This window comes from Rhizobacter sp. P3_C12 (genome assembly GCF_056402735.1).
This window is the reverse complement of sequence record NZ_JBFUGW010000092.1, coordinates 1-22,488: the sequence shown is the minus strand read 5'-3', so window position 1 is coordinate 22,488 and position 22,488 is coordinate 1. Positions and strand designations below refer to the sequence as shown.

Genomic DNA, 22,488 nt, shown 5'->3' with positions numbered 1-22,488 from the left:
GGTTCAGCGCATGGTGCCGTTCATGAACATGAAGGCGCATGCGAACTCGACGACGTATCCGCAGGTGGCACTGCTGGCTCACAGCTTGACGGTGGCGATCATTCCAATCATGTCGTTGGTTTGGCTCTGGCAGACGATGGTGAACTATCCGCAGCTACTGGCGAGGCGTCTTGCACTGGGGCGATTGACACTGAAGCAACATGCCCTCGTTGCTCTTGTTGCGCCACCGCTGTTTCTCGGTGCTGTGTACTTCTTTATCGCTTTGCCGGGAGACCCATCTTTTTCGAAGGGAGTCACCACACACAGTCGCACCGGGTTCTCCTTCTTGACCCTGTGCTTGACGTACACCACTAGCGCCATTCTTGGAGGGCAGGTTCTCTGCCTGCGGCTTTTCATCGACACCTACCTCAGAAAGAAAGCCTGAAATGCCTTCAACTGAATACAGCTTCGTTGCGACCTTCAACAGAAAACTTAACGGCCCCGACATCTTTGACTTTGTAGGCGCTCCGGTTTCAGGGGCGGACGCCTTCTTCGCTGAACTCGGCAAGATCGCCAAGCAGTTGCAAGACAAGACACTCACGGTTGCTGATGCAGCATCCGTCCGAGCGAAGCTGCAGACGTTTGCCGACGGCATCAACAAGCTCAACGAGCGAATCACACAAAGCGGTGCAGCACCCGGCAGCGCTCAAGACGCCAAATTCGCGAAGTACTTCAAATCTACGAAAGACGCCATCAACCTGGCCATGCAACGAGTCGCGTATGTCGCCGACGAAATCGCGTCTGGCAATTCGGCATCCATCCAGAAGTTTGCGTCCAGCGTATTCGGTTTCCTTAAACAGACAGATGACAACTTCCAGGTCAACCTGGGTGGAATGCGGGTGCCCGCATGAGGACGTCTATGCCACCTCCCTCATTTGAGGAGACAAAACCCCCGGTCGAGGTGCCGCCGACCATTCCGGTTTTCTCGCTTCGAGGTGCTTTGAGCCCATTGCTCATGGCTCCCTTGGCACTGCCATTGCTCGTCATTCTGTTCGCACCGGTCACGATCCTGGACTTGTGGCCYTGGGCGTTGCGGTTTACCGATTGGGTTCAGCGCATGGTGCCGTTCATGAACATGAAGGCGCATGCGAACTCGACGACGTATCCGCAGGTGGCACTGSTGGCWCACAGCTTGACGGTGGCGATCATTCCAATCATGTCGTTGATTTGGCTCTGGCAGTCGATGGTGAACTATCCGCAATTGTTGGCGAGGCGACGTGCGCTAGGCCGAGTCAGTTTGAAGTACCACCTCTTCGTCGCACTCATCGGTCCACTGTTCTGTGTCGGGATCATCTACTTCTTTATAGCGTTGCCAGGTGACCCGTCTTTCGCTCGTGGCTTTACCACACACAGTCGCGGTGGATTAGCCTTTTTGAGTTTGTTCTTGGCGTACACCACCAGCATGATCCTCGGCGCACAGGTTCTCTTTTTCCGCTTCTTCATCGACACCTACTTTGGAAAGGAAGCCTGAGATGGCCTCCACCGAATACAGCTTTGTTGCGAGCTTCAACAAGAAGATCGGTGATCCCGATATTTTTGACTTCGTGGGTTCACCCGTCGCAGGAGCAGATGCCTTTTTCACCGAACTCGGCAAGATCGCCAAGCAGTTGCAAGACAAGACGCTGACGGCTGCAGATGCTGCCTCGGTCAAGGCGAAGCTGCAGGTGTTTTCCGACGGCATTAACAAGCTAAATGCGCGGATCGCCCAAGCGGGAGCAACACCTGGTAGCGCGCAGGACACCAAGTTCGCCGACTACTTCAAGTCCGTCAAGAGTCAGGTCAACTTGGCGATGCAGCAGGTCGCCTACGCGGCCGACGAGATCGTTGCCGGTAACTCGGCCTCCATCCAGAAGTTCGCATCGGGAGCCTCTGCTGTTCTCAAACAGACCGGCGCGGTGCTGGGGATGATTCAGATCGGCAAGGAGTTCTACGACAACGGGTTCACCGACGTGGGCATTGACAAGGCCGGCGAGAAATCCTTGGGGGTGCTATCTGGTTTTGCAGGTGGGGAGATTGCGGCGGCTCTTGCTGGTGGAGTGGCGGTAGGACTGGGGGCGCCGGTGATTCTTACTGCGGCCGTAGTCATAGGTTTTGCCGTAGTAGGCGGCTACGTCGCCGGCAAAGCCGGCGAAGCCGCCTGGGAGCCCGTACGCGATTGGAGCAAAGACTTTTTCACCCAGGTCTTTGACACCGGCTCCACCGCATGGACCACGCTCAACACAAGTTTGGACGATCTTTCCGTGAAGCTGGGCAAATTCGACGGTACTTGGCTGGAAGGCCTGGATGCAACCGACGAGCAAAAGGCGGCGTTCACCACCCTGCTGGCCGGCGTGTCGCAGCTCCCTGCCAGCGCGCAGATGAACGCCGACATCAAGCGCCTGCTCGAAGCGCCGTTCGATGCCGGCACGCTCGTGTCGCGCGACACGCTGATTCGGACTGTCTTGCTCATCTCGCAAGAGCAGCATGCCTACGTCAGCGAACGAGTCAGCGTCTCTACGGGTTTCGTTGCCATGAATCTCCCGTTGGGCAGCACACAGGCGACCGTGGCTGTGCGAGACATGGCGACGAAGCTACTCGACGAGTTTGATCGGGCAGGCTTTGCGCTGACAGGCTCTGGTCGAGTTCTGGTGGCGACAACGGCCGGGACGACAGCGGGTGGAGAAACTGATGACCTCGTCTTCGGGGCAARCGGCAGCGACGGTTTGATCGGCAACGGCGGCAACGACGAACTCCTCGCAGGCGCGGGAGACGATGTTCTTCTAGGCGGCGCAGGCATCGATGTCCTGTTCGGCGGCATCGGTAGCGACTACCTCAGTGGCGGCACTGGCACCGACTACTTGTACGGCGGAGAAGGGCTGGACACCTACAAGTTCTTCGCTGGCGAGTCCGGCAGCGATTGGATTGTCGACAGCGATGGCAAAGGCGTGATCGACGTGGAAGGTATTGGTGCGATCACAGGCGCCGGTGCCAAGAAAGTCGGCGACCGCATCTGGCAGACAGACGACCAGAAAGTCACCTACACGTTGGGCACGATCGACGGCACGCAAGACAACTTGTACATCAGTTTCCGAGATCGCTCGGGAGTCGTCACCGTGCGGAACTGGACCCGCGACAAGAATGTTGGCGTCACTCTGTCCGATGCACTGGCCTCGCCAGCGTCCGCGCCGGCACCGGCGACATTCGTTGATCTGGCCAGCAGTTCCGGCCAGCAGCACTACGGTTACGACCCGTTGGAGGTTCGCCCGCAACTGCAAGGCCCGGTGACGATCTTGAACGCCATCGACGCGAGCATCGCCGTCGTCGAGGGCGGGCGCGGTGGTGACCTGATCGAAGGTGGTGCTGGCGCGTTGAACTCCCTGGGCAACATCTTGAGGATTCGAGGGCGCGACGGCGAYGATCAAATCTATGCGGTGGTACAGCAGACTTTGTCCGCCGCAATCATCAGTACGCCGGTTTCTCTGGCAACGGAGCCTGAGCCGTACGTGCTTGATGGCGGTCGAGGCAACGACACCGTCGTCGGCAGTAGTCTGAATGACATGCTGTTCGGTGGCGACGGCAACGACATGCTGGTGGGTGGAGCCGGCGCCGACATCATCCTGAGCGACGGAGACATGGGTGCTCCTGCGCTCAGCGTTTTGCCATACGGCCAAGGCAGCAACAGCAGCGACTGGTCGAGCAGCTACTACCGCACGCTGAGCGCCAGCATGGCGTATCTCTACACCTTCAGGCTGTCGGATCCCAATGTGCTCAGTGGCCAGTTGTTCACCGGCGGCGAATTCCTGAATGGCGTGGACCCGTTGGGCGGCATCGATCTCACCGGCTTCTCGTTGACGGACCTGATGAACTACGCTGTCCCGGCGGATCGCTGGACAGTCATAGACGGGCCAGACGGCAACGTCTTCAACAGTGCTACAGCGACACTTACGCTCACTGGCCGCAGCTTGACTGGTGACAAGGGCTACGACCCGAACGCGCCCACCTATCTGGACGCTTTCAATACGGCGCGCCACAACGGGCGCGACACGGTGTATTCCGGCGCCGGGGACGATGTCGTCAACGCGGGAGGCGACGACGATCTGGTCTTCGGGCAAGACGGCAACGACGCTTTGGCGGGGTACAGCGGGGACGACGTTGTTTCTGGCGGCGACGGCAACGACCTCCTGCTTGGCGACGGACTCAAGTCCCCTGGCCAGCCGGAGATGGACAGCTTGACCGGCAAGACCTACGGCACGCTTGGATTGGATCCCTCGCAGCACGGCAATGACATGCTATTCGGCGGCAAGGGTGATGACCGTGAGGTGGGCGGAGGTGGTGCGGACCAGCTCTTTGGCGAAGAAGGGGCCGATGTTCTGCTTGGCGACGACGACGGTATGGATGCCGCCTATTGCGGCGACGACCTGCTGAGCGGCGGTAGCGGGGCGGATCAACTCATCGGAGGTGGTGGAAACGATGAGGCACACGGCGGCAGCGAAGATGATGTTCTGTGGGGTGACGGCGAACTGACAAATGCCGTCGCAGCATCCCATGGCAATGACACGCTGTTTGGTGATGAGGGCAATGACCGCCTGTATGGCGGAGGGCAAGATGACTCCCTGGTGGGTGGAATCGGCAACGACCAGTTGCTGGGAGATGCCTCCATCGCTCTGCTGCCGGCCGAGTTGCATGGTGCCGATGTCCTCGATGGCGGTGCCGGCGACGACACGCTGGCGGGCGGCGGCGGCAACGACGTGCTCAGCGGCGGCGACGGCAATGACTGGTTGTCCGGCGAAGACGAGGAGGCCACCAACGCGGTCTCCACGCTGACGGGCAACGACATCCTGGACGGCGGGGCCGGCGCCGACACGCTGGTCGGCGGCAACGGCGACGACCAGCTGCTTGGCGGCGACGGCGACGACCTGCTGTTCGGCGGCGCCGGCAACGACACGCTGAACGGCGGCGCGGGCATCGACGGCCTGTCCGGCGGCGCAGGCGACGACACCTACATCGTGCGGGGGGCCGATCTGAGCAGCGGCGTCATCGTCGACAACATCATCGACAACGAGGGCCGCAACAAGATCGTCATCGATGGCGGAGAGGTCGTCGCGCAGGCTGCGCAAAACGGAATTGACCTGGTGCTGAGGATCGGCACGGGCAGCCTCGTGATCACGAATGGGATGAAGGGTGCGATACAGACCTTCCAGGCCTCGAACGGGCAGGAGATGGCTCTTGCCCGTGCGCTGGGCCAATGGCTGCGCGGGCAGCAAGACCTCACCGCCTCGGAGCCTGGCCAGCACCTGATCGGTGGGGCCGACAACGATGTCCTGCGGGTCGATGCGAACTCTCAAGGCGCCGTGCTGTCCGGCGGGTGGGGCAACGACACCGTCGAGATCTCGAGCACGCAAGGCACGACCTTGCAGTTCTCGCAAGGGGATGGCCGCGACACCGTATCGGTGGTCGCGGAAGCGCGCAGTGCGGACAACGTCCTGCAACTGAGTGGAGATTTCATTCCGGAAGACCTGCGCCTGCGTCGCGAGGCGAACACCGGCGCCGTGGTGCTCGACATGGCCTCGGCAGGCGACGCCCTGGTGCTCGGCCAGAAGGGCGTGTCGCAGCTGGCCACAGTCGGCCGCAGCTTCGATCGCATCGAGTTCGAAGACGGCAGCGTCCTGACCTGGGACGAGCTGCTGGCGCGCGGCGTGCTGGTCGAGAGCACCGGAAGTGGGTCATCCCTGCTCGGCAGCAACGTGTACGACGTGATCGTCGGCAACGAGGGCTCCCGGCGGATCGATGCCGGCGCAGGCGACGACAAGCTGCTGGCCGGCAGCGGCAACGAAACGCTGGTGGGCGGYAGTGGCAACGACACCTACTACTTCAGCGCGGGCTTCGGCACCGACACCGTGGACGACACGGCCGGCACAGGCGAAGAGACCGACCGCATCGAGTTCGACGAAACCCTGCCCGTGGGGGCTGCGCGCTTCATTCGCAACGGTGCCGACCTTTTCGTGATGTTCCAGGGCAGCGGCGACCAGTTGACGGTGAAGCAGTTCTTCACCAACGCGAGCCGCCAGCAGATCGTCTTCGCCGATGGCACGTCGTACGAGCGCGGCACCGTTCCGGCCATCGGCCTGCAAGACCTGATGACCCAGGGCGACGACACGTTCCAGGTTCCTGGCGACGGCAACGTCACCCTCGATGCCCTGGGCGGCAACGATGCGATCCGCGGCGGGGCTGGCAACGACACGCTGGCAGGTGGCAGCGGTGACGACACGCTCGCGGGCGGCAATGGTGACGACGTGCTGGAAGGCGGCACCGGATCCGACCAGCTCGTCGGCGGCATCGGCAGTGACACCTATGTCTTCCACAAGGGCGATGGCGTCGACACGCTGGAGGACACCTCCACGACCGGCACCAACCGCATCGTGCTGGCCGATGTGCAGGAAAGCGAGTTGACGCTGGTCAACGATGCCGGTGGCCTGGTGCTGCGCTATGGCTCGGGAGACCAGATCACACTGACTCCGCAAAGCCGCCTCGGCGCCATCCAGTTCGCCGACGGCACGGTGTGGAGCGACGGCGAGATCGCCGCGCATCTGCCGTTCACGGAGATCGGAACCGGCGGCAATGACCAGATCGGCGAAAACGGCAACAGCACGCGCCCTCAGGACCTCCACGGCCTGGGTGGTAACGACACACTGGTCAGCGGGTACGGGAACGACAGCCTGTATGGCGACGAAGGAAGGGATTGGCTGTACGGCGGCGGAGGCAACGACCTGCTCGCCGGTGGTGACGATGCCGACATGCTCCTGGGACAAGGCGGCAACGACGTCCTGGACGGTGGCCGCGGAGATGACGAGCTTTCCGGTGGCGATGGCGACGACACCTTGTACGGTGGAGTTGGCGACGACCAGCTGTCTGGCGATGGCGGCGCCGACGTGCTGCACGGTGGTGATGGCAACGACCGCCTGAATGCAACGGCCAACGACGATGGCCGCTCGTCGTCCCTCTACGGCGACACGGGCGACGACCGCTTGTTTGGCAGCAACGGCAACGAGCTGTTGAACGGTGGCGATGGGAAGGACACCTTCAGCAATGTGGGGCGGGGAGACGCTGTCGACACCATCGTCGGCGGCCAGGGTGACGACACTTTCTCGCTGGATTCCAGCCGTTCTGCCGACTTCGTGTTCGCGCAGGGCGATGGGCACGACACATTCCGTCAAACGCAGTACCTGGTCGATGGCGCAGCCGCCGGCGGAAGCTTGCGTGTCACGTTCGCGGCCGGCGTGGCCGTATCGTCCCTGAAGGTCGTGGGACTGACCGCCTTGCCCGCGGACGACGTCCATGCAGCCAACATGGCGCTCACGTTCGCCTACGGCACGCAGGGCGACACGGTGTCGTTCGAACTCGACGGCCGGGCGATCCGGCCGAACATGCTCAACAACCTGCCGAACTTCGTGTTCGCCGACGGAACGGTGCGCAGTGCGTCCTCCTTGATGCCTGCCAGCATGGCCGACCTGCCCGTCATTGGCTCGGCCGCCAGCGAGGTGTTGTTCAGCACCGGCACCTGGACGGCCACCGATGGGGGCACGGTGTTGGGCATCTCCAACCGCCTCACGGGCGGCGCAGGTGATGACACGCTGGTCGGCTTGGAAGGCAACAACACCTTCCACTTCGACCGGGGTGACGGCAAGGACCTGATCTACGACTACGGCGGCACCGACGCGATCGAGTTCGGCGCCGGCATCACGCCGGAGAACCTGAAGCTGAGCGCCGTCACGTCCTACAACCTCAACGACTATGCCTCGGACCGCATCCTGGAAGTGGACCAGGGCGGCGGCCAGATCCGCATCAGCAGCTCGATCGACAACCAGGACTACCGACCGCGCAGCGGGTATGCAGACGTGGGCAAGTTCGAGTCGTTCCGGTTCGCTGACGGCACCGTGCTGGACTGGACGCAACTCGTGGCCCGGGCCGGCAGCTTCACGGTCGTGCCCGACGTGAATGGCCGGGTCCTGGTCGGCACCGAATTCAATGACCGGCTGGAAGGCGGTGTCGGCGAGCAAACCCTGCGGGGCGGTGCCGGGGTCGACACCTACGTGTTCAAGCGCGGCGATGCGGTGGTGGCCGAGGCCGGTGACATCTCGGGTGCCGACCTGATCCTCGACACCTCGATCGGCAACCTCATCGAGTTCGGCCCCGGCATCGCGGCCGGCGACCTGCGCTTCCGCCGCTTCGGGCCCAAGCTGCTGATCGACGTGCTCGGCGGCACCGCGCCGGAGACCATCGGCGTCGACTACTTCGACGACCCGCGTCGCCTGTCGACCTTCCGCTTTGCGGATGGCAGCACGCTGGATGTGTCGCAGGGCATCCGCATCGCCGTGCCTGGCACCGAAGGCGACGACGTGATGAACGGCACGGCCAACAGCGACTACTTCGACGGCGGGGCGGGCAACGACCAGCTCAACGGCAAGGCCGGCAACGATTGGCTGCTGGGCGGTGTCGGCAACGACAAGCTGGATGGCGGCACCGGTGTCGACGACATGGCCGGCGGGACGGGCGACGACACCTACGTCGTCGACGACAGCGGCGACACGATCGCCGAGAACGCTGGCGAGGGGCTCGACGCGGTGCAATCGACCGCGAGCTACATCCTGTCGGCCAACGTCGAGAACCTGACGTTGACCGGCAGCAGCGGCCTGTCGGGCACCGGCAACGCGGTATCCAACAAGATCACCGGCAACAGCGGCGCGAACCGCCTGGATGGCAAGGAGGGCGTCGACACGCTGATCGGCGGCGCGGGCAACGACACCTACGTGGTCGACGACACACTCGACCTCGTCACCGAGGCCTCGGGCGGAGGCACCGATACCGTCGAGGCGAGCGTCAACTACACGCTGCTGGACAACATCGAGGCACTGACGCTCACCGGCACCGGCAACATCACGGCCACGGGCAACGGTGCTGCCAACACGCTGACCGGCAACGCCGGCAACAACGTGCTCGACGGCAAAGGCGGGCTCGACAACATGACTGGCGGGCTGGGCGACGATACCTACGCCGTCGACACGGCCAACGAGGTCACCCAGGAACTCGATGGCCAGGGCACCGACACGGTGAACAGCACCATCACCTGGACGCTGGGCAACTTCGTCGAGAACCTGAACCTGATCAACAGCAGCGCGATCAACGGCACCGGCAACGGGCTGGACAACCTGCTGTTCGGCAATGCCGGCGTCAACACCTTGAAGGGCGAGGGCGGCAACGACACCTACAGCAGCGGCGCCGGCAACGACACAATGAACGACACGTCTGCCACCTCGAACGACGTCTACCGCTGGGGCCGGGGCGACGGGCAGGACACGATCACCGACGTGGGTGGGAGCGCCGACCGCATCGAGATCGCCACCGGCATCAGCGCGGCGCAGCTGACGCAGACGCGCAGCGGCAACAACCTGGTGCTGGGCATCAGCGGCGTGACRGCCGACAAGCTGACGATCACGAACTGGTACGTCGGCACGGCCAACAAGATCGAGACGATCAGGCTGGCCGATGGCAGCACGGTGCCGATCACGGTGACGGCGTTGTCGAGCAGTGCACCGACCGAGAAGGCGATGCCCTTGCTGGTCGATTCGTGGAGTGCGCTGGATTCGGCGATGCGCATCGCGACGCCGCAACGCGAAGGCCTGCCGACACCGATCGGCGCCGACCCGGCCGCGGCGTCGGACGTGCTGGCGAGCGGCCTGTCTGGATCCGGCAACCACACGGCCTGGCGCGGTGAACGGCGTGAGCTGCGAGGTCTCGGCGCATGACCCAGCTCGCCGTGCTCGACCCCGACGCGCTCGACTTCGCGCCCGACCTGCTCGCGATCCAGGAGCGCCCGCCGGCGCGCCTGCCGCGGGTGCTGCTGGTCACGGTGGCGGTGCTGATCGCGCTGTTGCTCGCCTGGGCGGTCTTCGCCCAACTCGACATCATCGCGACGGCCGAGGGCCGACTGGTGCCGATCAGCTTCACCAAGCTCGTGCAGCCAGCCGAGGCCGGTGTCGTCACCGAGATCCTGGTGAAGGAGGGCGATGCGGTGAAAGAGGGTCAGCTGCTGTTGAAGCTGGACGCGCGGGCTTCGCAGGCCGACACCGCGGCGCTCGGCCACGAGGTGGCGCTGAAGAAGCTGACGCTGCGCCGCATCGAGGCCGAGCTGGCCGACCAGCCGCTGCTGCCCGGCCGCGGCGAGCCGCCGCTGCTGTACGCCCAGGTCGACGCGCAGTTCCGCGCGCGCCGCCAGGCCTATCTCGACGCCGTTGCGCAGGAGCAGGAGACCCGCGCCCGCGCGCAGGCCGACCTGCATGCGTCGCAGCAGCAGCTGTCCAAGCTGACACAGACGCTGCCGAGCTACCAGCAGTCGGCGCAGGCCTACCGGCAGCTGGTCAAGGAAGGTTTCGTCGGCGAGCTGGCGGCCAACGAGAAGGGCCGCGAGGCCACCGAGCGCGAGCAGGACGTGAAGGTGCAGACCGCCAACGTGCAGAGCGGTGCGCTGGCGGTGGCGCAATCCGAACGCAAGCTGGCGGCGCTGCGCTCGCAGTACCGCTCGCAGCTGGAGAACGAACGCATCGAGACGCTGGCCACGCTGAACCGCAGCGACCAGGAATGGCAGAAGTCGACGGTGCGCGCCGGGCAGCTGGAGATCCGCGCGCCGAACGCCGGCATCGTGAAGGATCTGGCGACGACCACGCGCGGCGCGGTGGTGTCGGCGGGTGCACTGCTGATGAACATCGTGCCGCAGGGCGAGCCGCTGCAGGCCGAGGTGCAGCTGCACAACGAGGACGTGGGCTTCGTCAGCGTCGGCCAGCTCGCGAAGGTGAAGGTGGCTGCCTATCCGTTCCAGAAATATGGCCTGCTCGACGGCCGGGTGATTCTCGTCAGCGCCGATGCGACCGATCCGAAGCAGCAACAGCAAGCGCAGCAGCCGGGCCAGCCGCAGTTGAACTACCGCGCCATCGTGCAGATTGACAGCCCGGTGCTGACCAGCGCCGCCACCGGCGAGAAGCTGGTGCTGAACCCGGGCATGGCCGTCACGGCCGAAGTCCAGCAGGGACGGCGGTCGGTGATCGAGTACCTGTTGTCGCCGGTGAAGAAGGTGGCGCAGGAGGCCGCGCGGGAGCGCTGAGCCCGGCCAGCCAGGCCCGCAGCGTCGGCGCATCGAACGGCTTCTGCAGGAAGGGCCAGCCGTCGCGCCAGCCGGGCTGCATGCCGAGGGCCTGGTCCGGCATCGCGGACATCAGCGCCACGCGCAATCCGGGCCACTCGTGCGCCACGGCCTGCGCCAGCTGCACGCCGCTGATGCCGTCGCCCAGCCGCACGTCCGACAGCAGCAATTGCGGCAGCGGCGCCTCGCGCAGTGCCCGCAGCGCCTGCTCGGCGCCGGCCGCGGTGCGCACCTCGCAGCCGGCGGCTTGCAGCATCTCGGCCACGGTGCTGCGGAACTCGTCGTCGTCGTCCACCAGCAGCACCGATGACACGACCAGCCGCGCGGCCAAGGCACCGGGCGTGCCGGCCGACGCGGCCGCCGCCGCCGCGCCGAGCGGAAAGCGCAGCGTCACGCTCGTGCCCTCGCCGATGCGGCTCGCGAGCGCGATGCGCCCGCCCGACTGCTTCACGAAGCCGTAGACGATCGACAGCCCGAGCCCGCTGCCTTCGCCCTCCGCCTTGGTCGTGAAGAAGGGCTCGAACACCTTCTCGCGCAGCGCCTCGGGGATGCCGGCGCCGGTGTCGGCGATGCACAGCTCGAGCTCGTCGCCGTCCACCCGCGTCGCAACCTGCAGCCGCCCGCCGCCGGGCATCGCGGCCGCGCTGTTGATCACCAGGTTCAGCAGCGCGTTCTCCAACTGCCCGCGGTCGACGTGCACGCAGGCCTCGCCGGCCCGCAGCGCCAGCGCCACCTGAACCGCGTCGCCGGCGCTGTAGTCGATCAGGTCGAGCATCTCCTCGACCATCGCATCCACCACCACCGGCTCGGCCTGCAGCGGCTGGCGCCGCGCGAAGGCGAGCAGCCGCCGCGTCAGCGCGCTCGCGCGCTCGGCGGCGCGGCCGGCCCGCTGCAACTGCGCGCGGCCGGTCGCGTCGAGCCCCGGCTGCGCGTCGAGCAGCCCGAGCGTGCCGACGATCGTGCCCAGGTGGTTGTTGAAATCGTGCGCGACGCCGCCGGTCAGCTGGCCCAGCATCTCCAGCCGCAGCGCATGCTGCAGCTGCACCTCGATCGCGCGGCGTTCGGTCAGGTCGGTGACGAGGCTCACGACGCCGCCATCGGGCATCGCCCGGCTGCGCACGTCATAGACGCGGTTGTCCGGCAGGTACAGCTCGACGTGCGCATGCGCGGTGAACGGCGGCAGCGCGCCGGCGGCCAGCGCCTGCCGCTCGGTGAGGCCCGGCGCGCTCCACGCGATGCCGCCGGCCAGTTGCGCCATCAGCTGCCGCGGTGGCTGGCCCGAAGCCGGCCGCACGCCGTGCATCGCGAGCATGCGTTCGAGCGGTTCGTTCCACAGCCGCAGCCGGCCGTCGCGGTCGAACACCGCGAGGCCGTCGTTCATGCTGCTGTGCACCGCGGCGCGCAGCTCGCCCTGCTGGCGCAGGTCGGCCACCAGCTGCTGCTTGGCCAGCAGGTTGTCGCGGAACACCTCGAAGGTGCGGGCGAGCGCGCCCAGCTCGTCGCGGCGGGCGGTCGCCGGCGTCGCCACCGAGGTGTCGCCGCGCGCGAGCCGCGACATCACCGCGGTGATCCGCTCGACGCCCCCGACCAGCCGGTGCACGTAGGCGGTCGCGCCGAGCGCGATCACGCCGCACACCAGCGTCAGCAGCAGCAGGCCGGTCTTGCCGGAGGCGATCGCGCGCGTGACCCCTTCGCTGCGCCGCTGCGCGGTCTCGCGCAGCGTGTCGACGTGGCGCGAGACCTGCGCGCTGAGTTCATCGGCGTTGGTGCGCGTCAGCAGCACCAGCGAGCCGCTGCGGCTGTCGAGGTTGATCTGCTCGCTGCGCAGCCGCAGGATGCCGGCCGGGCCGATCGACAGCTCGCGCAGCGTCGCGCGGAACACGTCGCCGAGGCCGGCGTAGGCGGCCCGCCGGTCGGCGGCGATCAGCAGCGCCTCGACATCGGCCTGCAGCCGCCCGAGCGTGGCCGGCGTGTCGACGCTCGCGCCCAGCACCAGGCTGGACCACACCTGCGTCAGCACCGGGTCGCCGTGGCGCGGCGGCGTGCCGCGGGCGTGCAGCCGGCTGCCGATGTCCTCCAGCCGCTCCATCTGCGTCTGCAGCCGCTGGCGCACCTGCTGGCGCCGCTGCGTCAGCTCGGCCAGGCGCAGCAGGTTGATGTCGCCGCGGTCGATCAGCGGGTCGATGCGGGCCTTCAGCGGGCCCTGGCCGTCGATCTCGCCGGAGCGCTGGCGGATCTCGCTGATCAGCCCGCGCGCGATCGTCGCGCTGGCGTCCAGGCTCTCGGGCGTGCGCGACTCGGCCAGGTCGGGCGCGGTGGCGGCCAGGCGCGTCGTGCGCTCGGCGAGTTCGAGCGCCTGCGCGATCTGCGGCAACACCTCGACTTCGTAGGCCGAGAGCTCGCGCTGCGTGCGCTGCATGCCGAGCCAGCCGACGATCGCCAGCGCGATCGCGGCAGCCAGCAGGATCACGAAGGCAGCCATCAGCCGGGTGCGGACCCGCTGGGCACGGGGTCCGACGCTGGGTGTCGCTTCAGGTGGCGCGCTCATGCCCGTGGGTCACCGGCGCCGCGAAGACGTAGCCCAGCCCGCGCTCGGTGCAGATGTAGCGCGGGTGCTTCGGGTTCGGCTCGATCTTGCGGCGCACGCGCAGGATCAGCACGTCGACGCTGCGGTCGAACACCTCGGTCTCCAGGCTGCGCGTGTGCTCCAGCAGCTGGTCGCGCGTCCACACCTTGCCCGGCTGGCTGACGAAGGCCTCGAGCAGCCGGAACTCGGCCGGCGTCAGCGCGCAGGCGCTGCCATCGGCGGCGCGCAGCTCGCGCTCGCGCAGGTCGAGCGTCCAGTCGCCGAAATGCAGCTGGGCCGCGGGTTCGGCCGGCGCTGCGGCGGTGGCCGCCGGCTGCGTGCGGCGCAGCACCGCACGCACATGGGCCAGCAGCTCGCGCGGGCTGAACGGCTTGACGAGGAAGTCGTCGGCCGCGAGTTCGAGCAGCAGCACGCGGTCCATCTCGTCGCTGCTGCCGCTGATCATGATGATCGGCAACGCAGGGTGCCGCTCGCGCAGGCCGCGCGCGAGCGCCAGGCCGTGCTCGTCCTTCAGGCGCAGGTCGAGCAGCACCAGCGCGTGCGGCGCTTCGGCCAGCGCCGCGTGCATGCCGATGCCGTCGCCGGCGGTGCTGACGTCGAAGCCGGATTGCATCAGCGCGTCGTCGAGCGAGGCGCGCAGGTCGGGGTCGTCGTCGACGACGAGGATGCGTGGGCGGGCAGGGGCGACCGAAGGCATCCCGGCAGTGTGCACCGGGGGGGATTGGCTACTGGGATGGGGATTTACCCGAGCCCCCACCGAACCGCGCCTCGCCCTGTTTGCGGAACTCCTTCGGCGTCATCCCCTTGATCTCGAGGAAGCGCCGGTTGAAGTTCGCGACGTTGTTGAACCCCGCGTCGTAGCAGACGTTCGTGATGTAGCGGTCGGTCTCCATCAGCAGCTGGCAGGCCCGTGTCACGCGCAGCCGGTTCACGAAATCGGTGAAGGTGTTGCCGGTGGCGCGCCGGAAATAGCGCGAGAACTGGCTCTCGCTCATGCCCACGCGCCGGCTCAGCTCGGCCATAGAGAACTGGCTTGCGCTGTTCTCGGTGATGTAGTCGACGATGGTGCTGATCTGCGCCAGCGAGGTATCGTCGTCGAAGCTCTGCAGCGGCATGCTCGACAGCAGCCGGTAGTCGCTGCAGTCCGACAGCTCGCCGAGGAACTCCAGGAACTCGGTGAAGCGCTTCAGCCCGTGCAGGCTGCGGATGCGCACCAGCCGTTCGCGCGCCCGGTCGCTCATGCCGAAGAACTCGATGCCGTGGCGCGCCCGCTCCAGCAGCGGCAGCACGTCGCGCAGGTCGGGGATCAGGTCGGTCGCGCGGCGCAGCGGCTCGTCGGAGAACTGCAGCACCACGTCGCGCAGCGGCACGCCCTCGGCCGGGATGTCGGTGGAGATCCAGTTGTGCGGCAGCCGCGGCCCGGTCAGCACCAGGTGCCCCGGCTCGAAATGCCCGATGTAGTCGCCGACGAACACCTTGYCGCGCGTCTCGATGATCAGGTGCAGCTCGTATTCCTCGTGGTAGTGCCAGCGCACCAGCGGGTTCGGCACGCCGTGCTCCAGGCAGCGCACGTAGCCGTAGGTGCCCTCGGGCTCGTAGCCGAGCTTGGTGTCGCGCACGAAGTCGTGCTCGAGTTCGGGGCTGCGGATCCGGTTCGTGTTCATGGCGGGCTCACAAGGCTCCTCGGCTAGCTCATCACGTTGCCGCCATCGACGTTCAGCGTCTGCGCGGTGATGTAGGCGGATTCTCCACTGGCCAGGAAGACCGCGGCGCCGGCGATGTCGTCCGGCACGCCCATGCGGCCCAGCGGCACCGCCTTGCCGACCGCGATCTTCTTCTCGCCCGGCTGCAGGTGCTCGTGGCGCGCGAAGAGGGCATCGACCTGCCCCCACATCGGCGTGTCGACCACGCCCGGCGCGATGCCGTTGACGCGGATGCCGTGCGGCGCCATCGCCAGAGCCGCCGACTGCGTGTAGCTGATCACCGCCGCCTTGCTCGCGCAGTAGTGCGACACCAGCGCCTCGCCGCGGCGCCCGGCCTGCGACGCGAGGTTGATGATGCTGCCGCGCACGCCGCCCGCGACCATGCGGCGCAGCACCGCCTGCATCGTGAAGAACATGCCCTTCACGTTGACGTCGAACAGGCGCTGGTACATCGCCTCGTCGGAGTCGAGCAGCGGTGCCAGGTCGAACACCGCAGCGTTGTTGAACAGCGTCGTGATCGGCCCCAGGCGTTCCTGCGCGCCGGCGACGAAGCGCGCGATGTCGTCGCTGCGTGCGACGTTGCCGCTCAGGTACTCGAAGCGCCCTGGGTGCTGGTCGACCAGCGCCTGCAGCTCGGGCGCCGGCGTGGCCGGCAGGTCGACGGCAGTGCAGCGCGCGCCCTCGCGCAGGAAGGCCCGCGTCACTGCCAGCCCGATGCCGCCGCCGGCACCGGTCAGCAAGGCGTGGCAATCGGCAAGGCGTTGCGCAGCGGGATAGTCAGCCATGGCCGTTCTCCTTCAGGAACTGTTTGACCTCAGCATGCGCCTGCTGCAACGCGGCCACCAGCCGCGCATCGCCGGCGAGCGGCCCCCACAGCACCGGATCGCGGCTGAACGCGGCCAGCGGATCCGCGCTCTCGAAGATCGCGTGCGCAGCCGCCACGTCCATGCCCTGGTCGTGGTAGGTGTAGCTCAGCTCGCCGCGGTGCCAGCGGCCGAGGAACTCGAAGAACAGCGCCGGCAGCTTCGCGACCGACGCGATCGATGCGCCGCGCGCGAGGCACTCGCGGAAGGTCGGCCACAGGAAGCCGGCGATCTTCGCGTAGCCGTCCATCGCGACGCGCTGGTTGGTGTCTTGCAGATAAGGATTGCTGAAGCGGTCGATCACCACGTCGCGGTACGCGGCGAGGTCGAGCGGATACGGCTTCTGCGACGCTTCCAGCGAGGGGATCACGTCGTTCGTCACGTAGTCGAACGCCATCTTGCGGATCGCCGGGTGCGCCACGTCCTCGTGGATGTACTGGTAGCCGAGCAGCGTGCCGGCCCAGGCGAAGCAGCTGTGGCTCGCGTTCAGGATGCGGATCTTCGCCTCCTCGTACGGCAGCACCGAGGCCACCATCTCGGCACCGGCCTTCTCCCAGGCCGGTCGGCCGTTGATGAAGTGGTCCTCGATGACCCACTGGATGAAGCGCTCGCCCATCACCGGCGCACCGTCGTCGACGCCGGTCGCGGCCTTCACGCGCCCCGCGATGTCGGGCAGCGGGCGCGGCGTGATGCGGTCGACCATGTCGTTCGGCGAGCTGGTGTGCTGCGCGACCCAGGCGTGCAGCGCGGCCTGCTGGCGGCGCGCGAGGAAATCGAGGAAGCCGGCGCGGAAGCGCTCGCCGTTGCCGCGCAGGTTGTCGCAGTTCAGCAGCGTGACCGGGCCGGCGTTGCGCGTGCGGCGCGCGTCGAGGATCGCCGCCATCGCACCGTAGATCGTGCTGCGCGTGGTGCCGGCGAGGTCGCTCGCCAGGTCGGCGAAGCTGTCGTCGAGCCGGTTCTGGTCGTCGAGGTAGTAGCCGGCCTCGGTGACGGTGAACGAGATGATGCGAGTCGCCGCATCGGCGCCGATCTCGATCAGCCCGGCCAGGTCGGGCGTGTACGGCACGATCCTGCGGATCGCGGTGATGCGCTCGTAGAAGCGCTCGCCGGCCGGCGTCACCGTCTCCAGCGTGTAGGCGCCGCCCTGCTTCTGCAGCGCGGCGATGGTGTCGGCCATGTCCGGGCGCAGGTTGCCGCCGGCGATCTGCCAGCGGGTGTCGCCCTGGTCGATCAGGTTCTGCAGGTAGACGGCCTGGTGCGCACGGTGGAACGAGCCGAGGCCGAGGTGGAGGATGGTCAGGGGAGTGGTCGTCGTCATGGAGAAGCTCGCATCGCTAGGCGGCCTGCTGCAGCGGGCGCAGCGTGCGCCCCTGGGCGTCGAAGAGGTGGAGGGCGGTCGCGTCGAAGCTGATGCCGACGCTGTCGCCCGGCTTGAGGGTGGTGCGCTCGCTCTGGCGCGAGACCAGCGGAACGCCTTCGCTGGTGTCGCCGATGCGGGTGTGGATCAGCGTGTCGGAGCCGAGCGATTCGATCAGCTCCACGCGGGCCGCGAGGCCGGTTCCGGCCGCACCGACGCGGACATATTCAGGCCGCACGCCCACCGCGCCGTCGGTGGGCAAGCGTGTGCCCGCCAGGCGCGTCAGCTCGGGCACGGCGGCGGTCTTCACGACGTTCATCTGCGGCGTGCCGATGAACTGCGCGACGAACTGGTTGGCCGGGTGGTCGTACAGGTCCAAGGGCGTGCCGACCTGCTCGATCAGCCCGTCGCGCAGCACCACCACGCGGTCGGCCAGCGTCATCGCCTCGACCTGGTCGTGCGTCACGTAGATGGTGGTCGCGCCGAGGTCGCGGTGCAGGCTCGCGATCTCGACGCGCGTCTGGCCGCGCAGCGCGGCGTCGAGGTTCGACAGCGGCTCGTCGAACAGGAACACCTTGGGCGCGCGCACGATGGCGCGGCCGATCGCCACGCGCTGGCGCTGTCCGCCCGACAGCTCCTTCGGCGTGCGCTGCAGGTACTGCGTGAGGTTCAGGATCTTCGCGGCGCGCTCCACCTTCTGCTGGCGCGTCGCCACGTCGACCTTGGCGAGCTTCAGCGCGAACGACATGTTGTCGAACACCGTCATGTGCGGGTACAGCGCGTACGACTGGAACACCATCGCGAGGTCGCGCTTGGCCGAGGGCACGTGGGTGATGTCGCGGCCATCGAGCTGGATCGAGCCCTGCGTGGTGGCCTCGAGCCCGGCGATCAGCCGCAGCAGCGTCGACTTGCCGCAGCCGGACGGTCCGACGAAGACGATGAACTCGCCCTTCTCGATCTKCAGGTCGATGCCCTTGATGGTGCGCACCGGCCCGAATTCCTTGACGATGCCCTTGAGTTCGAGGAATGACATGGGGTCTCCTTACTTGACGGCGCCGAAGGTCAGGCCTTGGACGAGTTGTTTCTGGCTGAACCAGCCGAACACGATGATGGGAGCGATGGCCAGCAGCGACGCGGCCGACAACTTGGCCCAGAACAGGCCCTCGGGGCTGGAGTACGACGCGATCAGCGCGGCCAGCGTGCCGGCGTGGGCCGAGGTCAGGTTCAGCGACCAGAAGGCCTCGTTCCACGCGAGCACCAGGCACAGCAGCCCGGTGGAGGCGATGCCGCCCATCGTCAGCGGCAGGATCACGTGGCGGAACTCGTCCCACACGGTCGCGCCGTCGAGCCGCACCGCCTCGAGGATGTCGTTGGGCACCTCCTTGAAGGCGCTGTAGAGCATCCACACCATGATCGGCAGGTTGGACAGCGTGAACACGATGATCAGCGCCGGCAGCGAATCCAGCATGCCGGTGGTCTGCGCCATCACGTACACCGGCACCAGCGCGCCGACCGCCGGCATCATCTTGGTCGACAGCATCCACATCAGGATGTCGCGCGTGCGCTTCGTGCGGAAGAAGGCCATCGAGTAGGCGGCCGGCGCGGCGATCATCAGGCCCAGGATCGTCGACACCAGGCTCGTGATCAGCGAGTTCTTGGCATACAGCAGGTAGTCGCTGCGCTCCTGCACCTCGGCGAAGCTCGACAGCGTGGGCGTGAAGAACAGCTGTGGCGGCACCGCGATCGCCTGCATCTCGGTCTTGAACGCGGTCAGGCCGAGCCACAGCAGCGGGAAGAACAGCAGCAGCGCGATCGCCCACGCGAAGAAGGTGCGGACGTACGGGAAGCCGTTGGGGTAGGTGGTGCTCATGGCTCAGTCCAGGTTCTTGCCGACCATGCGGATCAGGAAGACGGCGGCGATGTTGGCCAGCACCACCGCGAACAGCGCGCCGGCCGAGGCCACGCCGACGTCGAAGTTCATCAGCGCCTGCTTGAAGATCAGGAACGCGAGGTTGGTGCTCTCGTTGCCGGGGCCGCCGCCGGTGGTGGTGAAGATCTCGGCGAACACGCTCATCAGGAAGATCATCTCGATCATCACGACGACCGCGATCGAGCGGCCCAGGTGGGGCAGCGTCAGGTACCAGAACTGGTGCAGCGCGTTGGCGCCGTCCATGCGGGCCGCCTCCATCTGCTCGCGGTCGAGCGACTGCAGCGAAGTGATGAAGATCAGGCAGGCGAACGGCAGCCACTGCCACGACAGCATCAGGATCACCGAGAACAGCGGCAGGTCGGTCATCCAGTCGACCGGCGTCGCGCCGAAGAAGTGCCACACATGCGCGAGCACCCCATAGATCGGGTTCATCATCATGTGCTTCCACAGCAGCGCATTGACCGTGGGCATCACGAAGAACGGCGAGATCAGCAGCACGCGCACGATGCCCTGGCCGGGGAAGGGCTCGTTGACGAGCAGCGCGAGGCCGACGCCGAGCACGACGGTGATCACGATCACCGCGCCGAGCAGTTCCAGCGTCTGCAGCACCGCCGGCCAGAAGTCCGGGTCGGTGATGAAGTAGTGGAAGTTCTCGATGCCGACGAAGGTCTTGTCGCCGGGCTGCATCAGGTTGTAGTGCACCAGCGAGAACCAGATGGTCATCACCAGCGGGACGATCATCCACAGGAACAGCGTGGTGACCGCCGGCGCCATCAGCGCGCGGGGCAGGAATCGGCTCATGACATGGACCTCTTTTGGATGTCGGCCGGAGAGGGGCGGGCCGAGCGCCGGGCCGCCCCAAGCCGGCCCGCATCCCCTCGGGGGATCGGTCGGCGTACCCGCCGACCGAGGGGTCGTCATTTACTTCTTGAAGTAGCCGCCTTTTGTCATTTCACGTTCCGCGGCGGTCTGCGAAGTCTTCAAGGCCTGGTCGACCGTGACCTTGCCCGACAAGGCCGCGCTCATCTGCTGGCCCACTGCGATGCCGATCGCCTGGAACTCCGGGATCGCCGCGTACTGCACGCCCACGTACGGCGACTTCGGCAGCGTGCTGTCGTTCGGGTTGGCGCTGTTGATCGCCTTCTGCTCCTCGACCGCGAACTTCGCGACCTTCTGGAACTCGGGGTTCGCGTAGGTCGACTTGCGCGTGCCGGTCGGCACGGTGTGCCAGCCCGAGCTCTGCGCGATCAGGTTGATGTAGTCCTTCGACGTGGCCCAGGTGATGAACTTCTGCGCGGCATCGGCCTTCTGCGACGAGGCGGGAATCGCGAGGTTCCACGACCACAGCCAGTTCGCGCCCTTCGGCGTGACGGCCTGCGGCGCCTGCGTGAAGGCGACCTTGTCGGCCACCTTCGACTGCTTCGGGTCGCTGACGAACGAGGCGGCGATCGTCGCGTCGATCCACACGCCGCACTTGCCTTCGTTGAAGAGCGCGAGGTTCTCGTTGAAGCTGTTGGCCGACGCGCCGGGCGGGCCGTACTTCTTCATCAGGTCGACGTACTGGCCGATCGCGTCCTTCCAGGGCTTGGTGTCGATCTGCGGCTTCCAGCTCATGTCGAACCACTGGCCGCCGTAGGTGTTGACCATCGTCGTCAGGAAGGCCATGTTGTCGCCCCAGCCCGGCTTGCCGCGCAGGCACAGGCCGTACACGCCCTTGGCCGGGTCGTGGATCTTCGAGACGATGTCGGCCATCTGCGTCCAGGTCGGGTTGGCCGGCATGGTCAGGCCCTTGGCCTTGACGAGATCGTCGCGGTACATCGTCATCGAGCTCTCGCCGTAGAACGGTGCGGCGTACAGCTTGCCATCGAGCGACAGGCCGCTGCGGATGGCCGGCAGCAGGTCGTCCACGTCATAGGCGGCGTCGGTCTTGATCTCCTTCAGCCAGCCCTTCTTGCTCCAGATCGGGGCCTCGTACAGGCCGATCGTCATCACGTCGAACTGGCCGCCCTTGGTGGCGATGTCGGTGGTGACGCGCTGGCGCAGCACGCCTTCTTCGAGGGTGACCCACTTCAGCGTGATGCCGGGGTTGGCCTTCTCGAAGTCCTTGGTGTGCTTCTGCATCTCGATCATGTGGCCGTTGTTGACGGTCGCGATCACGAGGTCGGTGGCATGCGAAGACGTGGCCGCCACGACGCCGAGCGCGCCAAAGGCCAGAACCATTGCAGTCTTGTTTGTCATCTGTGTCTCCATCGTTGTCGAACTGATGCGACGTGGTGGGCCACGTCCGCAGCCGCAACGATAGACGTATGCCTTTGAACGATTTGGTACTGCCCCTGCCAAGGCCTGTACTTTGTTGCATCGAACGGCCCGGGTTTTCCAGGATTTCGGGAACAGGGGTTGTGTTGAGATGGCGCAAGCCAACCCCATCTGGTGGGCTTCCCCCTCGCTCAGGACGGCCTGCCATGTCATTTCCGTTGCTTCCGGTGGCCATGCTGGCTGCCTTTCATGCCTGGATCGGCGTGCGCCTGCTGGGCGTGCTGCCCGGTCCGTGGGGCGTGGCCGGTGTCGGCCTGTTGATCGGGCTGTTCCTGCTGGTGCTGTCGGCTGCGAGCCCGATCCTCGGGCGGCGCGCGGCGACGGGGGCGCTGGCCTGGGCCGGGCTGATCGCGATGGGGTTCTTCTCGACGCTGCTGGTGCTGACACTCGGGCGCGACGTGGCGCTGCTGGCGTGGGGCGGGTGGAACCTGGCGACGGGCGGCGGGCCGATCCCGCTGACGGCGCTGCAGGTGTCGGCGCTCGCGGTGCCGGCGCTGGCGCTGGCGCTGCTCGCGTGCCC

General features: G+C 66.6%; 14 protein-coding genes and 1 pseudogene. 6 read left to right on the top strand and 9 right to left on the bottom strand.

The features are described 5' to 3' along the window. The 5 genes from AC1DXV_RS15975 to AC1DXV_RS15955 form a co-directional block, all read left to right on the top strand. Positions 1-424, top strand: a 424-nt coding sequence (locus AC1DXV_RS15975; RefSeq protein ID WP_477934458.1) for a hypothetical protein, incomplete at its 5' end; no start/stop codon positions are given. 1 nt (position 425) lies between these two features. Beyond that, positions 426-890 (top strand): hypothetical protein, encoded by a 465-nt coding sequence (locus tag AC1DXV_RS15970; RefSeq protein ID WP_477873558.1) that lies wholly within the window; start codon positions 426-428, stop codon positions 888-890. 8 nt (positions 891-898) lie between these two features. After that, positions 899-1,510, top strand: coding sequence for a hypothetical protein (locus tag AC1DXV_RS15965; RefSeq protein ID WP_477934457.1), 612 nt, complete (start codon positions 899-901; stop codon positions 1,508-1,510). Between the two features lies 1 nt (position 1,511). Further along, a complete protein-coding gene (locus AC1DXV_RS15960; protein ID WP_477934456.1) occupies positions 1,512-9,821 on the top strand; it encodes a calcium-binding protein in 8,310 nt (2,769 codons plus the stop codon). Further along, complete coding sequence (locus tag AC1DXV_RS15955; RefSeq protein ID WP_477934454.1) at positions 9,818-11,173, top strand: HlyD family type I secretion periplasmic adaptor subunit; 1,356 nt, start codon at positions 9,818-9,820, stop codon at positions 11,171-11,173. The genes AC1DXV_RS15960 and AC1DXV_RS15955 overlap by 4 nt, the downstream gene beginning before the upstream one ends. Here AC1DXV_RS15955 and AC1DXV_RS15950 read toward each other — a convergent pair. The 9 genes from AC1DXV_RS15950 to AC1DXV_RS15910 form a co-directional block, all read right to left on the bottom strand. Continuing rightward, positions 11,079-13,694, bottom strand: coding sequence for a hybrid sensor histidine kinase/response regulator (locus AC1DXV_RS15950; protein ID WP_477934452.1), 2,616 nt, complete (start codon positions 13,692-13,694; stop codon positions 11,079-11,081). The genes AC1DXV_RS15955 and AC1DXV_RS15950 overlap by 95 nt on opposite strands. Positions 13,695-13,743: 49 nt before the next feature. Next, entirely contained in the window at positions 13,744-14,496 is a 753-nt protein-coding gene (locus AC1DXV_RS15945; RefSeq protein ID WP_477934449.1) for a response regulator, read from the bottom strand. A gap of 28 nt (positions 14,497-14,524) precedes the next feature. Then, positions 14,525-15,463, bottom strand: coding sequence for an AraC family transcriptional regulator (locus AC1DXV_RS15940; protein WP_477934447.1), 939 nt, complete (start codon positions 15,461-15,463; stop codon positions 14,525-14,527). Positions 15,464-15,486: 23 nt separating this feature from the next. Further along, positions 15,487-16,287, bottom strand: a complete 801-nt coding sequence (locus AC1DXV_RS15935) for an L-iditol 2-dehydrogenase (protein WP_477868926.1) — start codon at positions 16,285-16,287, stop codon at positions 15,487-15,489. Continuing rightward, on the bottom strand, positions 16,280-17,683 hold the full coding sequence (gene dalD, locus AC1DXV_RS15930) for a D-arabinitol 4-dehydrogenase (RefSeq protein WP_477934445.1): 1,404 nt from the start codon (positions 17,681-17,683) through the stop codon (positions 16,280-16,282). Before dalD ends, AC1DXV_RS15935 begins: the two co-directional genes overlap by 8 nt. A 16-nt stretch (positions 17,684-17,699) precedes the next feature. Further along, positions 17,700-18,755, bottom strand: a complete 1,056-nt coding sequence (locus AC1DXV_RS15925) for an ABC transporter ATP-binding protein (RefSeq protein WP_477934443.1) — start codon at positions 18,753-18,755, stop codon at positions 17,700-17,702. A gap of 9 nt (positions 18,756-18,764) precedes the next feature. After that, on the bottom strand, positions 18,765-19,592 hold the full coding sequence (locus tag AC1DXV_RS15920; protein WP_477868932.1) for a carbohydrate ABC transporter permease: 828 nt from the start codon (positions 19,590-19,592) through the stop codon (positions 18,765-18,767). Between the two features lie 3 nt (positions 19,593-19,595). Next, the gene (locus AC1DXV_RS15915; protein WP_047584944.1) at positions 19,596-20,453 is read right to left on the bottom strand and encodes a carbohydrate ABC transporter permease; all 858 of its coding nucleotides are present in this window, start codon (positions 20,451-20,453) and stop codon (positions 19,596-19,598) included. A 120-nt stretch (positions 20,454-20,573) separates the two neighbouring features. Further along, positions 20,574-21,890 (bottom strand): ABC transporter substrate-binding protein, encoded by a 1,317-nt coding sequence (locus AC1DXV_RS15910; RefSeq protein WP_477934441.1) that lies wholly within the window; start codon positions 21,888-21,890, stop codon positions 20,574-20,576. A 224-nt stretch (positions 21,891-22,114) separates the two neighbouring features. Between AC1DXV_RS15910 and AC1DXV_RS15905 the strand changes: the two are divergent. Beyond that, positions 22,115-22,488: pseudogene (locus AC1DXV_RS15905) on the top strand (metallophosphoesterase); the annotation flags it as partial.

What these genes read in the sequence shown, in the direction of transcription:
- AC1DXV_RS15915 (WP_047584944.1), bottom strand. Translation starts at nt 20,453, where the DNA reads ATGAGCCGATTCCTGCCCCGCGCGCTGATGGCGCCGGCGGTCACCACG.
- AC1DXV_RS15945 (WP_477934449.1), bottom strand. Translation starts at nt 14,496, where the DNA reads ATGCCTTCGGTCGCCCCTGCCCGCCCACGCATCCTCGTCGTCGACGAC.
- AC1DXV_RS15910 (WP_477934441.1), bottom strand. Translation starts at nt 21,890, where the DNA reads ATGACAAACAAGACTGCAATGGTTCTGGCCTTTGGCGCGCTCGGCGTC.
- AC1DXV_RS15955 (WP_477934454.1), top strand. Translation starts at nt 9,818, where the DNA reads ATGACCCAGCTCGCCGTGCTCGACCCCGACGCGCTCGACTTCGCGCCC.
- AC1DXV_RS15970 (WP_477873558.1), top strand. Translation starts at nt 426, where the DNA reads ATGCCTTCAACTGAATACAGCTTCGTTGCGACCTTCAACAGAAAACTT.
- AC1DXV_RS15950 (WP_477934452.1), bottom strand. Translation starts at nt 13,694, where the DNA reads ATGGCTGCCTTCGTGATCCTGCTGGCTGCCGCGATCGCGCTGGCGATC.
- dalD (WP_477934445.1), bottom strand. Translation starts at nt 17,683, where the DNA reads ATGACGACGACCACTCCCCTGACCATCCTCCACCTCGGCCTCGGCTCG.
- AC1DXV_RS15920 (WP_477868932.1), bottom strand. Translation starts at nt 19,592, where the DNA reads ATGAGCACCACCTACCCCAACGGCTTCCCGTACGTCCGCACCTTCTTC.
- AC1DXV_RS15935 (WP_477868926.1), bottom strand. Translation starts at nt 16,287, where the DNA reads ATGGCTGACTATCCCGCTGCGCAACGCCTTGCCGATTGCCACGCCTTG.